This is a genomic window from Actinomadura rubrobrunea NBRC 15275, assembly GCF_001552235.1.
Classification (GTDB): domain Bacteria; phylum Actinomycetota; class Actinomycetes; order Streptosporangiales; family Streptosporangiaceae; genus Spirillospora; species Spirillospora viridilutea.
The window spans coordinates 1-13,679 of sequence record NZ_BCQU01000051.1 but is presented as its reverse complement, the minus strand read 5'-3'; the positions used below and the strand labels follow the sequence as shown (position 1 = coordinate 13,679).

Here is a 13,679-nt window from a genome sequence, read left to right as displayed (position 1 = left end):
GACTTAGGGCACCGTAAACGTTCTGATGCCGTTGTTTGCGGCACGCGGTTCCGGATATGCCCGAAATCACCTATTGGTGATTTGCGTGCGCGATGACACCGGTCCTGGAAGGCCGGTGCCGACAGGGCGGCGGTGCGGGAACCCGGCACCGCCTCGGATCGATGTCTCTGCGACGCAGGCGTCCTCCGCCGGGCCAGGGCCGCCCCTGAGCCGACAGGGCCGAGGAAAGCCGTTTCGGAGGTCCCGCATTGCGCGTTCTCGGAATAAACGCCGTTTTCCATGACCCGTCGGCGGCGCTCGTGATCGACGGCAGGGTCGTCGCCGCAGCCGAAGAGGAGCGTTTCAGCCGCCGCAAGCACGGCAAGCGGCCCGTCCCGTTCTCCGCGTGGGAACCCCCGGAGAAGGCGGCACGCTGGTGCCTCCAGGCGGCGGGCCTGGAGCCGGGCGACCTGGACGCGGTCGCCTACTCCTACGACCCCCGGCTCGTCGAGCCTGGGATGAAAGGGCACGACGCCCAGTGGGAGCATCTGCGCACCCTGTACGCGCAGCGCGCGCCGTTCTTCCTCGCCGCCGCGCTGCCCGGGCTCGACCCGGGCATCGTGCGGTTCGTGCCGCACCATGTGGCGCACGCCGCGTCGGCCGCGCTCGCCGCGCCCGACCCCGGCGAGGGCGACGTCCTGGTGCTGGACGGACGCGGCGAGATCCACTCGCACCTGGCGGGCACCTACAGCGGCGGCAACCTCAGCCCGCTGTACGCGCAGCGGCTGCCGCACTCGCTCGGCCTGATGTACGAGGAGCTGACCGAGCACCTGGGGTTCCTGCGTTCCAGCGACGAGTACAAGGTGATGGCGCTCGCCGCCCACGGCCGGCCGCGCTTCCTGGACGAGGTCCGCGTGCACGTCCGCGCGACCGGGGACGGCGGCTTCGCCGTCGACCGCATCGACTGGGGCGCGCTCGTCAAGGCCCGCCGGCCCGGCGAGGAGTGGACCGACGACCACGCCGACCTGGCCGCGAGCGTGCAGGTCCGCCTGGAGGAGGTCCTGCTCGACCTGGCCGGATGGCTGCACCGGCGCACCGGGTCCCGGCGGCTCGCCCTCGCCGGCGGCGTCGCGCTGAACTGCGTGGCCAACTCGCGGCTCGCCGAGAGCGGCCCGTACGAGGAGGTCTGGGTGCAGCCCGCCGCCGGAGACGCGGGCACCGCGCTCGGCGCCGCCCTGCACGTGGCGCGGCGCGCCGGGGACCGGATCGAGCCGATGCCCGGCGCCGACCTGGGCCGCCGGTGGGACGAGGCGGAGCTGGCCGCCTGGCTGGACGCCGCCCGGATCCCCTACCAGCGGCCCGACGACCTGGTCGCGACGGTGGCCGACGCGCTGGCCCGCGACCAGCTCGCGGCGTGGTTCCAGGGCCGCGGCGAGTGGGGGCCGCGGGCGCTCGGCCACCGGTCGCTGCTGGCGCACCCCGGCTACGCCGACAACGTGGAGCGGCTCAACGCCGTCAAGGGCCGCGAGCAGTTCCGGCCGGTCGCGCCGATGGTCTCGGCGGAGCACGCGGCCGACGTCTTCGAAGGCCCGCTGCCCAGCCCCTACATGACGTTCGTGCACCGGGTCAGACCCGGATGGCGCGACCGCATCCCGGCCGTGGTGCACGTGGACGGCACGGCGCGCGTCCAGACGGTCTCCCGCGCCGACGAGCCGCTCCTGGCCGACCTGCTGGACGCGTTCCGGGCCCGCACCGGCCTGCCGGTGCTCGTCAACACCAGCCTCAACACCGCCGGGCGCCCGATAGTGGACGACCCCCGCGACGCCCTGGAGTGCTTCGGCTCCGCGCCCATCGACCTGCTGGCCATCGGTCCGTTCGTGGTGCGGCGCCGGGAGGTGTTCGCCCGATGAGGCGGGCGGACTACACCGTCGTCATCCCGACCGTGGGACGCGCGAGCCTGCGCACCCTCCTGGACGCGCTGCTGGACGCCGCCGCCGCGGACCCGGGCGGCGCCCCGGCCGAGATCCTCGTCGTGGACGACCGGGCGCGGCCGGGCGCGCCGCTGCCGCTGCCGTCCGCGGCGGGACGCGACCTCAGGGTGCTGCGGTCCGGCGGCCGGGGCCCCGCCGCCGCCCGCAACGTCGGATGGCGCGCCGCCGCGACCGAATGGGCGGCGTTCCTGGACGACGACGTGGTTCCCGCGCCCGACTGGACCGCCAAGGCCGCCGCCGACCTCGCCGACCAGCCCGGCGACGTCGGCGGCTCGCAGGGCGCGGTCGCCGTGCCGCCGCCGGAGGGCCGCCGCCCCACCGACTGGGAGCGCGGCACCGCCGGGCTGGCCGACGCGTCGTGGATCACCGCCGACATGGCGTACCGGCGGCGCGTGCTGGCCGAGGTCGGGGGGTTCGACGAGCGGTTCCGCCGCGCCTACCGCGAAGACGCCGACCTGGCGCTGCGGGTCATGGCGGCCGGGCACCGCCTGGTGCGCGGCGCCCGCACCGTGACGCACCCGGTGCGGCCCGCGGGCTTCTGGACGTCGGTGAGGGCGCAGGCGGGCAACGCCGACGACGTGCTCATGCGGCGGCTGCACGGCCGCGACTGGCGGCGCCGCGCGGGCGAGACGCCGGGACGGTTCCGCCGCCACCTGCTGACGACCGCCTCCGGCCTGCTCGCGGCCGCCGCGTACGCGGCGGGCGGGCGGCGGGTCGCGCTCCCCGCCGCCGTCGCCTGGGCCGGGCTGACGGCCGAATTCGCCGCCGCCCGCATCCTGCCCGGACCGCGCACGCCCGGCGAGACGGCGCGCATGGTCGTCACCAGCGCCGTCATCCCGCCCGCGGCGGTCTGGCACCGGCTGCGCGGGCTGCTGGCGCACGCGCGCGCCGGCCCCTGGTGCGGCGACCGCGCGGTGCTGTTCGACCGCGACGACACGCTCGTGCGCGACGTGCCGTACAACGGGGACCCGGAGCGCGTCCGGCCGGTCCCGGGCGCGCGCGAGGCGCTGGACCGGCTGCGCCGCCGCGGCGTGCGCATCGGCGTGGTGTCCAACCAGTCCGGCGTGGCGCGCGGGCTCATCACCCGCGCGGACGTGCGGCGCGTGAACGAACGCATCGAGGAGCTGCTCGGCCCCGTCGACGTGTGGGAGATCTGCCCGCACCGGCCGGACGACCGCTGCGCGTGCCGCAAACCGCGGCCCGGACTGATCGAACGGGCCGCGCGCCGGCTGGACGTCGCCCCGTCCCGCTGCGTGGTGATCGGGGACATCGGCGCCGACATGCGCGCCGCGCAGGCCGCCGGCGCCCGCGGCGTGCTGGTGCCCACCGCGCGCACCCGTCCGGAGGAGATCCGCGACGCCCCCGAGGTGGCGCCGGACCTGCGCGCCGCCGTCGACCGGGCGCTGGCCCTCCTGGCGGAAGGGCGGCCGCGATGAGAGTGCTGGTGGCCCGCATGGACAACCTGGGCGACGTGCTGCTCGCCGGGCCCGCCGTCCGGGCCGTGGCCGCACGCGCCGACGAGGTGGCGCTGCTGTGCGGGCCGCGCGGACGCGCGGCCGCGGACCTGCTGCCCGGCGTCGACCGGGTGCTGGAGTGGTGCGCGCCGTGGATCGACCCGGACCCCGGGCCGGTGGACCCCGCCGAGATCGCCCGGCTGACGCGGATGGTCCGGGGCTTCGACCGGGCGCTGATCTTCACCTCGTTCCACCAGTCGCCGCTGCCGCTGGCGCTGGTGCTGCGCCTGGCGGGCGTGGGGTGGATCGGCGGCATCAGCGAGGACTACCCCGGCTCGCTGCTGGACCTGCGGCTGCGGCTCGACGGGCCGGGTCGGGGCGACATCCCGGAGACCGAGCGGATGCTGGCCCTGGCCGCCGAGGCCGGGTTCCCCTCCCCCGACGGCACGCGGCTGCGCGTGCGCGAGCCGCTGCCGGACGTCTCCCGGCTCACCGGGACGCCCCCTGGCGAACGCGGCCACGTCGTCGTGCATCCGGGGACGTCGGTCCCGGCGCGGGCCTGGCCCGCGGAACGCTGCGCCGAGGCCGTGCGGCTGCTGGCGGCGGCCGGGCACCGCGTGGTGGTCACCGGGCACCGCGAGGAGAAGGACATGACGGCGCGCGTCGCCGGCGACGTCGGCGTCGACCTCGGCGGCCGCACCTCCCTGGCCGAGCTGGCGGCGGTGCTGGCGGGCGCCCGCGTCGCCGTCGTCGCGAACACCGGCCCCGCCCACCTGGCCGCCGCCGTCGACACCCCGGTCGTGTCGTTGTTCGCCCCGACGGTGCCCGCCGCGCGGTGGGCGCCCTACGGCGTGCCGACCGTGCTGCTGGGCAACCAGAACGCCCCTTGCAAGGACACCCGCGCACGCGTGTGCCCCGTCCCGGGGCACCCGTGTCTCTCCTCCGTCACCGGACGGCACGTCGTGACGGCCGTCCAGCACCTGATGGAGGTGGCCCCCCGATGAGAGTCCTCCTTTGGCACGTGCACGGCTCCTGGGCGACATCGTTCGTGCAGGGGGCGCACACCACGCTCGTGCCCGTCACCCCTGACCGGGGACCTGACGGCAGGGGACGCCCGAGGACCTTCACCTGGCCGGACCGCGCCGTCGAGGTGCCCTGGGACCGGCTGCGGGACGAGCACGTCGACGTGGTCGTCCTCCAGCGCCCGCACGAGCTGCGGCTGGCCGAGGAGTGGCTGGGCCGCCGTCCCGGGCGGGACGTGCCCGCCGTGTACGTCGAACACGACACCCCCCGGCGCACCCCCGCCGACGCGGGTCTGCCGGAAGAGGTCGTGCCCAACAGCCGGCACTTCCTGCACGACCGGTCCGACATACCCGTCGTCCACGTCACGCACTTCAACCAGCTGTTCTGGAACTGCGGCAGGGCGCCCACCACGGTCATCGAGCACGGGATCGCCGATCCCGGCTACCGCTACCAGGGCGACGTCCCGCGCGCCGGGGTCGTCATCAACGATCCGCTGCGCCGCGGCCGCGTCGCGGGCACGGACCTGCTCCCGCGCCTCGCCGAGGCCGTTCCGATCGACCTGTTCGGCATGAACGTCGCGGACGCGCCGCGGCGGCTGGGCGTCGCGCCCGAGTCGCTGTGGACGTTCGAGGACCTGCCGCAGCGGGCGATGCACGCCCAGCTGGCGCGGCGCCGCGTCTACGTCCACCCCTACCGGTGGACGTCGCTGGGCCTGGCGCTGATCGAGGCCATGATGCTCGGCCTGCCGGTGGTGGCCCTGGCCGCCACCGAGGCGGTGGAGGCGGTGCCGCCGGAGGCGGGCGTGCTGTCGACCCGCGTCGACGTCCTCGCCGCCGCGGCCCGGGACCTTGCCCGCGATCCGGCCCGCGCGCGGCAGGCCGGCGAGCACGCCCGCGCGGCCGCCGCGGACCGCTACGGGCTGCCGCGCTTCCTGCGCGACTGGGAACGGCTGCTCCAGGAGGTGACCCCGTGAAGATCGCCCTGGTCTCCGAACACGCCAGCCCCTTGGCCGCCCGCAACGGACTGGGCACCGCCGACGCGGGCGGGCAGAACGTCTTCGTCGCCGACCTGGCGGCCCGGCTGGGCGCCCTGGGGCACCACGTCACCGTCTACACCCGCCGCGACGACCCGCGCCCGCCCGACCGGGTCCGCCTGGCGCCCGGCGTGACCGTCGAGCACGTGCCCGCCGGGCCCGCCGAGGCGATCCCCAAGGACGAGCTGCTGCCGCTGATGCCGGACTTCGGCCGGCACCTGGAGCGGAGCTGGGCCGAGGACCCGCCGGACGTGGCGCACGCGCACTTCTGGATGAGCGGCCTGGCCACCGCGCAGGCCGTCGAGAACGTCGGACGCCGCCGCATCCCGATGGTGCAGACCTACCACGCGCTCGGCACCGTCAAGCGGCGCCACCAGCGCGAGAAGGACACCAGCCCGCCCGGCCGCCCCCAGCTGGAGCGCGCGCTCGGGCATACCGCCGAGGCCGTCATCGCCACCTGCGCGGACGAGACCGAGGAGCTGGTGCGCATGGGGGTGCCGCGCGACCGCATCACCGTGGTCCCGTGCGGGGTGGACCTGGCGGTGTTCCGCCCGGACGGGCCGCGCATCGCCAAGGGGAGGCGGCCGCGCCTGGTGGCGCTGTCGCGGCTGGTGGAACGCAAGGGCGTGGACACCGCGATCCGCGCGCTCGCGCGCGTGCCCGGCGCCGAGCTGCTGGTGGCGGGCGGGCCGCGCCGCGAGGACCTGGACGGCGACCCCGAGGTGCGGCGGCTGCGCGCCGTCGCCGCCGAGTGCGGCGTCGCCGACCGGGTCCGCTTCCTCGGCCGCGTCGGCCGCGCGCAGGCGCCCCGGCTGCTGCGGTCGGCGGACCTGGTGGTGGCCCTGCCCTGGTACGAGCCGTTCGGCATGGTCCCGCTGGAGGCGATGGCCTGCGGCGTGCCCGTCGTCGCCACCGCCGTCGGCGGCCACCTGGACACCATCATCGACGGCGTCACCGGCGTCCACGTCGCGCCCCGCACGCCCGAGCAGACCGCCCGCGTCATCCGCGCCCTGCTCGCCGACCCGACCCGCCGCGCCGCCATGGGATTCGCCGGCAGCGACCGCGCCCGCTCCCGCTACTCCTGGGACCGCATCGCCCAGGAGACCCTCACGGTCTACCGGCGGGCCATGACGCGCAGCGAGGTGCTCGCATGACCGCCCCCGCCGTGCGCCGGGAGACCAGGCGGCAGGACCTCTGCCTGGAGGCGCTGGCCGACGCGGCGCTGCGGTTCCGCAGCCGCACCCCGACCATCGTCGCGTGGGGCCGCCGCCTCGCCCGCGTGCTCGACGCCGGCGGCCGGCTGCTGGCCTGCGGCAACGGCGGCAGCGCCGCCGAGGCGCAGCACCTGACCGCCGAACTGGTCGGCAGGTTCGCCGGCGACCGGCGCCCGTTCGCGGCGATCCCCCTGCACGGCGACACCTCCGCGGTCACCGCGATCGGCAACGACTACGGGGCGGTCCACGTGTTCGCCCGCCAGGTGCAGGCGCACGGCCGCCCCGGCGACGTGCTCATCTGCCTGTCCACCAGCGGCCGCAGCCCCAACGTGGTCGCCGCCGCCGAACACGCGCGGCGGCTGGGGCTGACCGCGTGGGCGATCACCGGCCCGGGGCCGAACCCGCTGGCCGCGGCCTGCGACGACGCCGTCACCGTCGACGCGGTGTCCGCCGCGACCGTCCAGGAGATCCACCTGGCCGCGATCCACCTGCTGTGCGGCGTGGTCGACGAGACCCTGGGGGTCCCCGGATGACCGGCGCGTCCGCACCGGCCGCCGCCCGTCCGGGAGGAGCGTCATGACGGCACCGCTGGTCGTCATCGGCGACGCGCTGCTCGACGTCGACATCATGGGCGTCAGCAGGCGGCTGTGCCCCGACGCCCCCGTGCCCGTCATCGAGCAGCCGCAGGAGCGGCCGCGTCCCGGCGGCGCGGGCCTGGCCGCGCTGCTGGCCGCCGCCGACGGCCGGGAGGTCGTGCTCGTCACAGCGCTGGCCGACGACGACCCCGGCCGCCGGCTGCGCGCGATGCTCGCCGCCCACATGGAGGTCGCGGCGTTCCGGCTGCACGGCGCCACGCCGTGCAAGATGCGCATCCAGTCCGACGGGCAGCCGGTGGCGCGGTTGGACGTCGGCGAGGGCCGGGCGGTCGACGGCCCGGTCGGCCCGAGCGTCGCGCGGGCCGTCGCGGACGCGGGCGCCGTGCTGGTGTCCGACTACGGCCGCGGCGTCACCGGCCACGCCGCCGTCCGCGCCATGCTCGAGGAGCTGGGCGGACGCGTGCCGATCGTGTGGGACCCGCATCCGCTCGGCGAGGCTCCGGTGCCCGGCACGCGGCTGCTCACGCCCAACTCGGACGAGGCGGCGCGGCTCGCCGCCGAACACGGCGCGGACGTCGACGGCACGGGCCTGTCGGCGGCGGCCCGGCGGGCCCGGTTCCTCGCCGAGACCTGGGGGCTGGGCGGCGTGGCCGTCACCCTGGGCCCGGACGGGGCGCTGCTGGTGGAGGGCGGTTCCGACCCGCAGGCCGCCCCGTTCCTCGCCCCGGCCGAACCGGCCCGGGGCGACGCGTGCGGGGCGGGCGACAGCTTCGCCGCGCGCGCGGCGCAGGTGCTCGCCGACGGCGGGCGCCTGACCGACGCGGTCGCCGCGGGGGTGCGCCGGGCCGCCGAGTTCGTCGGCGCGGGCGCCGCGTCCGCCGTCGCCGCGCAGCTGGCCGCGACCGGCTCCCCGCGCGTCGCCCCGGGACGCGACGCCGACGCCTGGGACGTGGTGGAGCGCACCCGCCGCGCGGGCGGCACCGTCGTGGCCACCGGCGGCTGCTTCGACCTGCTGCACGCCGGGCACGTCAGCCTGCTGCAGCAGGCCCGCCGCCTCGGCGACTGCCTGATCGTGTGCGTCAACTCCGACGCCTCGGTGCGGCGCCGCAAGGGCCCCTCCCGACCGGTGACGACCGCCGCCGACCGGGTGCGGGTGCTGCAGGCGCTGTCGGACGTCGACGCGGCCCTGGTGTTCGACGAGGACACCCCGGAGCGGCTGCTGGAGCGCCTCCGCCCCGACATCTGGGTGAAGGGCGCCGACTACGCCGGGGCCGCGCTGCCGGAGGCCGACACCGTGCGCGGCTACGGCGGCGAGGTCGTGCTGCTGCCGTTCCTGGAGGGGCGCTCGACCACCCGCCTGCTGTCGCACCTGCCCTCCGGCCTGCCCACGCCGCCATCCACGTCGAAGGGAATGCCGACATGAACATCCTGGTCACCGGCGGAGCATCGGGTCTCGGCGCGGCGGTCGCCGAACGGGTCGCCAAGGAAGGGCACCGGCCGCTGGTCATCGACCGGCGCCCGCCCGGCCCGGAGGGCGCCGGGTGGCAGTACTGCCTGGCCGACCTGGCCGACCGCCACGCCGCCGAACGCGCGGTGCACTGCCTGGCCCGCGGCGCCGGCGGTCTCGACGCGGTCGTCGCCGCGGCGGGCACCGACGCGTGCGGCAAGCTGTGCGACGTGCCCGCCCGGGACTGGGACCGGGTCGTCCAGGTCAACCTGCTGGGCACCGCCGCCGTCGTCCGGGCCGCGCTGCCGTATCTCAAGGCGGCGCACGACGGGCGGATCGTCACCGTCGCCTCGACGCTGGGGCTGCGGGCGCTCAGCGACGCCACCGCGTACTGCGCGTCCAAGTTCGGCGTGGTCGGGTTCACGCGGGCGCTGGCCGCGGAGCTGGCCGGCAAGGTCGCGGTGACGCTGCTGCTGCCGGGCGGCATGGACACCGCGTTCTTCGACGGCCGCGACGAGCAGTACAAGCCGCCCCCGGACGCGCAGCTCAACCGGCCGGAGGACGTGGCCGCCGCCGTGATGTTCGCGCTGTCCCAGCCGCCCGGGTGCGAGGTGCGGGAACTGCTGGTGTGCCCGTCCCGGGAACCGTCGTGGCCGTGACGGAGCCGCGCGTGCTGGTGCTGCGGGCGCTGGGCCTGGGCGACCTGCTGACCGCCGTCCCGGCGCTGCGCGCGGTGCGGCGCGCGCTCCCCGGACGGCGGATCACCCTGGCCGCCCCGGCCGCGCTGGCGCCGCTGGCCGGGCTGACGGGCGCCGTGGACGACGTCCTGCCGGCGCGCGGGCTGCGTCCGCTGCCGCCGACGGGCCCGCTGGATCTGGCGGTCAACCTGCACGGGCGCGGCCCCCGGAGCCACCGCGTGCTGCGCGCCCTGCGCCCGCGGCGGCTGCTGGCGTTCGCGCATCCGCGGGTCCCCGACGTCGCGGGGCCGCCGTTCGACCCGCCGCACGGCGGCGAGGAGCACGAGGTCGCGCGCTGGTGCCGGATGCTGGCGGCCTACGGGTTCGACCCGGATCCCGACGACCTCGACCTGCCCGTGCCGGACCGGTCGTCGACGTCCGCTCCACCGACCGGACCCGACCGGCCTGCGCGCGCTCCGGGCGCCGTGGTGGTGCATCCGGGCGCCGGCTCCCCCGCCCGCCGCTGGCCGCCGGAGCGGTTCGCCCGGGTCGCCGCGGCGCTGCGCGCCGACGGCGCACGGGTGGTGGTGACCGGCGGCCCCGACGAGACCGCCGCGGCCGCGCGGGTGACCGCGCTGGCCGGTCTGGACCCGCGCGACGACCTGTCCGGCCGCACCGACCCGCTGGACCTCGCGGCGCTCGTCGCGCACGCCCGGCTGGTGATCTGCGGCGACACCGGGATCGGACACCTGGCCACCGCGTACCGGACCCCGTCGGTGCTGCTGTTCGGCCCGACGCCGCCCGCCGTCTGGGGGCCGCCGCCCGGCCGCGCCGCGCACCGCGTCCTGTGGGCGGGCCGCCGCGGCGACCCCCACGGACGCGAACCCGATCCGGGACTGCTGGAGATCTCCGCCGCCGACGTCCTCGACGCGGCGCGCGCGGCGCTGGACAGCGAAGGAGGACACGATGAGACATCGGCGCGCCGTCGTGACCGGGGGCGCGGGCTTTCTCGGCTCGCACCTGTGCGAGGCGCTGCTCGCCCGGGGCATCTCGGTCGTCTGCGTTGACAACCTGCTGACCGGCGCCGCCGGCAACATCGCCCACCTGACCGCGCGGCGCGACTTCCAGTTCCTCAAACGCGACCTGACCGAGCCGGTCGACGTGCTCGGCCCGGTCGGCTACGTCTTCCACCTGGCGTCGGCGGCCTCGCCCGCCGACTACCTGCGGCTGCCGCTGCAGACCCTGGAGGTCGGCAGCCGGGGCACCCGCAACGCGCTGGAGCTCGCCGAGCGCAAGCAGGCCCGGTTCGTGCTCGCCTCCACCTCGGAGGTCTACGGGGACCCGCTGGAGCACCCGCAGCCGGAGTCGTACTGGGGCAACGTCAACCCGGTGGGGCCGCGCAGCGTGTACGACGAGGCCAAGCGGTTCGGCGAGGCGCTGACCTCGGCGTTCCGCCACGCGCGCGGCCTGGACACCGCGATCGTGCGGATCTTCAACACCTACGGCCCGCGGATGCGGCCCGACGACGGCCGGGCCATCCCCACGTTCCTGCGGCAGGCGCTCACCGGCGAGCCGCTGACGGTCACCGGGGACGGGTCGCAGACCCGCTCCATCTGCTACGTGGACGACACCGTGCGCGGCATCGTCGCCCTGGCGCTGTCGGACCACCCGGGGCCGATGAACATCGGCAGCCCGTACGAGACCTCGATGCTGGCGCTGGCCCGGCTGATCATCGAGCTGACGGGCTCGCGGTCGCGGATCCGGTTCATCGAGCGTCCCCCCGACGATCCGGCGGTCCGGCGGCCGGACACCACGCTGGCGTACAAGACTCTCGGCTGGGAGCCGCGCGTGCCGGTGAGGGAGGGCCTGCTCCGCACGATCGAATGGTTCACGCGAGAACTGCCCGCGTCCCGCAGCGCGTGAGCTCCCCTGCGGAGGCGGCGGGGAGAGCGGCTCGAGGTCGGCTCGACGGGCGGGCCGACGGCGCCGCCGCAGTCAGCGGGCGGACGTCAACGCCCCTCGCGCCGGGGTCGCCGTCAAGGGCGACGGCGGTCAACCGCAGCCCTCGTCGTCGGCGCGGCCGGTGCGGACCCGCCGTCGCGAGGCCGGAGGGCACGACCCCGGCCAGGAGTCCGGCGCCCTCCCAGCCGCGCAGCGTCGCTACCGGTGTCGCGTCATGTCCAATGCGTCGATCAGGTCGGCGGTGAGCGGCACCGGCTCGGGACGCGCCCGGTTCCGTGCCGTGCCCGCCTCCGACAGGCACCAGCGCCACCAGTGCTCCAGTTCCGCGGGGTCGAGCAGGTCCGGCCCCGGAGCGTGCTCGGGCACGGTGACGACGGCGGGCCACGACCACGCGCGCGCCTGTGCCGTCACCTTGGCGCCTCCCGCGACGGGATCGACGGCCAGCGCGGGCACCTGATTCTTCAGCGCGAGCACCAACCCGTGCATCCGGGTGGTGACCACCAGGTCCAGCCGCCGCAGCACGCTCTCCAGTTCGGCGGCGGTGGCGGCGAGCCGCCAGTCGCGGGCGTCCAGCCGGGTCTCCACGGGGACCCGGGCGCACTCGCGTCCGGCCAGCCACCCGGTCAGCTCCTCCCGCACGCGTCGGTGCCGACCGCGCGGGCCGTACTCGCGCTGGCGCCCGGCCAACACCACGCCGACCACGGGCACCTGCGGAGTTCCGACGGACGCGGCCAGGTCGCATCGGGCGGGCGCGCCGGGCGCGTCCCGGGGGATCACCGCGTGGAACCCCGCGACCGCCGGATCCGCGTAGTCGATCACCGAGACGCCGACGGCGACGCGGCGGCACCGCGCGTACCGGCGGTGCAGCCCTTCGACCTGCTCGCCGTGCAGCGGGCCGCATGCGAACACCACGTGGGTGTAGCCGTCGGGCCGGGCCTGCTCGAGGGTGAGCGCGCCTGGACGGAACACCGGGCTCCAGGCGGTGTCGCAGGGCAGCCCGGCGTCGGTCAGCCGCCGCCGCACCGCCTCGAGCGCCAGCACGTCCCCCGCCGTGGCCTCGCCGTGGACGAAACTGGGCCAGCCGACCAGCAGCACCCGCATGCGGGCGTTCGTTCCCCCGGGCCGCCGGGGAAACGCCGGCCGGGCCCGGTCAGCGGGCGGGCGGCCTGGGAAGCGTGCAGCCCTTGGCGGTCAGGACGACGTCGTTGCCGCGGCCGAGGCAGCGGGCCAGCTGGTAGGTCTGCTGGCCGTAGTCGGCTCCGGGACGCACCGTCACCCGGCCGTCGACGATCTCGCAGGGGTTGTTGAGCGTGCAGCGCTCGCCGTTCTCGTTGCCGGTGTTGTTGATCCCGACGACCCGGCCGGTGGCGGCGTCCACGATCGGCGAGCCGGACGTGCCGCCGATCGTGTCGCAGGAGGAGGTGTAGCGGATCGAGTCCCGCCAGGTCCACTGGGCCTCGCGGAGCCGGTCGACGATCCCGTCGATCTTGCAGGAGTAGATCCTCCGCCAGTAGCCGGAGACGACGCGGATGTCGGTCCCGACCCGCGGCCGCGACGGCGACAGCCTCAGCGCCCGGGTCCCGTACCGTTCGGCGAGCCGGGCGTAGCTGGTGTCGAGCCGGTACAGCGCCACGTCGGTGTCCGTCATGGTCGCGTATTCGATGCGCGTGGCGCGCAGCGTGCCCAGCGTGCGCTGCCCGGACGAGTCGAGCAGGGTGAACGTGCGCGTGGACGGCCGGTCGACGAGCACCTCCCCGGCCTGCGGCATCCCCGTCTCCAGGCAGTGCCCGTTGGTGAGCACCAGCGCGGCGTCGGTGTCGGCGGTGCGGGGCCCGCGCACCAGGGACCCCGAGCAGTTGTCGAGCGCGACGATGCCGGTGAAGTCGACCTGCGCCGCCCGCTCGGCGGCCGGCGCGGTCCGGTCGGCGGGGAGGGACTGCGGCGACGCGGTCTGGGCGTGCGACGCGGGCGCGACGCCGCTCAGGGCGGCGAGGGCGACGCCGACGGCGGCGAAGACTTGTGCGGCTCCGGCGAAACGACTGGTCATGCGGGCTCCTTTCAGGCGGGACGGCACAGACAAGATCATCACTGTGTCTGCTGGGAAAACCAAGGACGTGCGTTAATGGTGTGGCGCGAGAGTCACCGCTTTCCTCCCCCGCCGTCCGCTATTCCACGTCGATCCAGCCGAAGGTGCGCTGCACGGCCTTCTTCCAGCCCGCGTAGGCCCGCTCCCGTCTCTCCTCGTCCCATTGCGGCAGCCAGCGCTTGTCCTCGTTCCAGTTCTGGCGGAGCTCGTCGGTGCT

Annotated in this window: 12 protein-coding genes; 10 read left to right on the top strand and 2 right to left on the bottom strand. The window is 76.4% G+C overall.

Going from position 1 to position 13,679, the window contains the following annotated elements:
- Positions 1–248 precede the first annotated feature (248 nt).
- From AR3_RS17030 to AR3_RS16985, 10 genes are read left to right on the top strand one after another with little or no spacing between them, the layout of a single operon-like run.
- Entirely contained in the window at positions 249–1,889 is a 1,641-nt protein-coding gene (locus tag AR3_RS17030; protein ID WP_067915202.1) for a carbamoyltransferase family protein, read from the top strand.
- Positions 1,886–3,406, top strand: coding sequence for an HAD-IIIA family hydrolase (locus AR3_RS17025; RefSeq protein WP_067915201.1), 1,521 nt, complete (start codon positions 1,886–1,888; stop codon positions 3,404–3,406). Before AR3_RS17030 ends, AR3_RS17025 begins: the two co-directional genes overlap by 4 nt.
- Positions 3,403–4,428: a glycosyltransferase family 9 protein gene (locus tag AR3_RS17020; RefSeq protein ID WP_067915200.1), complete on the top strand. Its 1,026-nt coding sequence runs from the start codon at positions 3,403–3,405 to the stop codon at positions 4,426–4,428. The genes AR3_RS17025 and AR3_RS17020 overlap by 4 nt, the downstream gene beginning before the upstream one ends.
- Complete coding sequence (locus AR3_RS17015) at positions 4,425–5,420, top strand: glycosyltransferase (RefSeq protein WP_067915199.1); 996 nt, start codon at positions 4,425–4,427, stop codon at positions 5,418–5,420. Before AR3_RS17020 ends, AR3_RS17015 begins: the two co-directional genes overlap by 4 nt.
- Complete coding sequence (locus AR3_RS17010) at positions 5,417–6,634, top strand: glycosyltransferase (RefSeq protein WP_067915198.1); 1,218 nt, start codon at positions 5,417–5,419, stop codon at positions 6,632–6,634. The genes AR3_RS17015 and AR3_RS17010 overlap by 4 nt, the downstream gene beginning before the upstream one ends.
- Positions 6,631–7,227, top strand: a complete 597-nt coding sequence (locus AR3_RS17005) for a D-sedoheptulose-7-phosphate isomerase (RefSeq protein ID WP_067915197.1) — start codon at positions 6,631–6,633, stop codon at positions 7,225–7,227. Before AR3_RS17010 ends, AR3_RS17005 begins: the two co-directional genes overlap by 4 nt.
- 43 nt (positions 7,228–7,270) lie before the next feature.
- Positions 7,271–8,713: a D-glycero-beta-D-manno-heptose 1-phosphate adenylyltransferase gene (rfaE2, locus tag AR3_RS17000; RefSeq protein ID WP_067915196.1), complete on the top strand. Its 1,443-nt coding sequence runs from the start codon at positions 7,271–7,273 to the stop codon at positions 8,711–8,713.
- On the top strand, positions 8,710–9,396 hold the full coding sequence (locus AR3_RS16995; RefSeq protein WP_067915195.1) for an SDR family oxidoreductase: 687 nt from the start codon (positions 8,710–8,712) through the stop codon (positions 9,394–9,396). The genes rfaE2 and AR3_RS16995 overlap by 4 nt, the downstream gene beginning before the upstream one ends.
- Positions 9,393–10,481 (top strand): glycosyltransferase family 9 protein, encoded by a 1,089-nt coding sequence (locus tag AR3_RS16990; RefSeq protein WP_217998593.1) that lies wholly within the window; start codon positions 9,393–9,395, stop codon positions 10,479–10,481. The genes AR3_RS16995 and AR3_RS16990 overlap by 4 nt, the downstream gene beginning before the upstream one ends.
- Complete coding sequence (locus AR3_RS16985; protein ID WP_067915194.1) at positions 10,381–11,337, top strand: NAD-dependent epimerase/dehydratase family protein; 957 nt, start codon at positions 10,381–10,383, stop codon at positions 11,335–11,337. Before AR3_RS16990 ends, AR3_RS16985 begins: the two co-directional genes overlap by 101 nt.
- A gap of 237 nt (positions 11,338–11,574) precedes the next feature.
- Here the strand turns inward: AR3_RS16985 and AR3_RS16980 are convergent, their stop codons facing one another.
- Both AR3_RS16980 and AR3_RS16975 read right to left on the bottom strand, forming a co-directional pair.
- Positions 11,575–12,477, bottom strand: coding sequence for a polysaccharide pyruvyl transferase family protein (locus tag AR3_RS16980; RefSeq protein ID WP_067915193.1), 903 nt, complete (start codon positions 12,475–12,477; stop codon positions 11,575–11,577).
- A gap of 49 nt (positions 12,478–12,526) precedes the next feature.
- The gene (locus AR3_RS16975) at positions 12,527–13,423 is read right to left on the bottom strand and encodes a S1 family peptidase (protein ID WP_067915192.1); all 897 of its coding nucleotides are present in this window, start codon (positions 13,421–13,423) and stop codon (positions 12,527–12,529) included.
- Positions 13,424–13,679: the final 256 nt, after the last annotated feature.

Coding starts and splice junctions, on each gene's coding strand:
- AR3_RS17025 (WP_067915201.1), top strand. CDS start 1,886: ATGAGGCGGGCGGACTACACCGTCGTCATCCCGACCGTGGGACGCGCG.
- AR3_RS17020 (WP_067915200.1), top strand. CDS start 3,403: ATGAGAGTGCTGGTGGCCCGCATGGACAACCTGGGCGACGTGCTGCTC.
- AR3_RS17015 (WP_067915199.1), top strand. CDS start 4,425: ATGAGAGTCCTCCTTTGGCACGTGCACGGCTCCTGGGCGACATCGTTC.
- AR3_RS17005 (WP_067915197.1), top strand. CDS start 6,631: ATGACCGCCCCCGCCGTGCGCCGGGAGACCAGGCGGCAGGACCTCTGC.
- rfaE2 (WP_067915196.1), top strand. CDS start 7,271: ATGACGGCACCGCTGGTCGTCATCGGCGACGCGCTGCTCGACGTCGAC.
- AR3_RS16995 (WP_067915195.1), top strand. CDS start 8,710: ATGAACATCCTGGTCACCGGCGGAGCATCGGGTCTCGGCGCGGCGGTC.
- AR3_RS16985 (WP_067915194.1), top strand. CDS start 10,381: ATGAGACATCGGCGCGCCGTCGTGACCGGGGGCGCGGGCTTTCTCGGC.
- AR3_RS16980 (WP_067915193.1), bottom strand. CDS start 12,477: ATGCGGGTGCTGCTGGTCGGCTGGCCCAGTTTCGTCCACGGCGAGGCC.
- AR3_RS16975 (WP_067915192.1), bottom strand. CDS start 13,423: ATGACCAGTCGTTTCGCCGGAGCCGCACAAGTCTTCGCCGCCGTCGGC.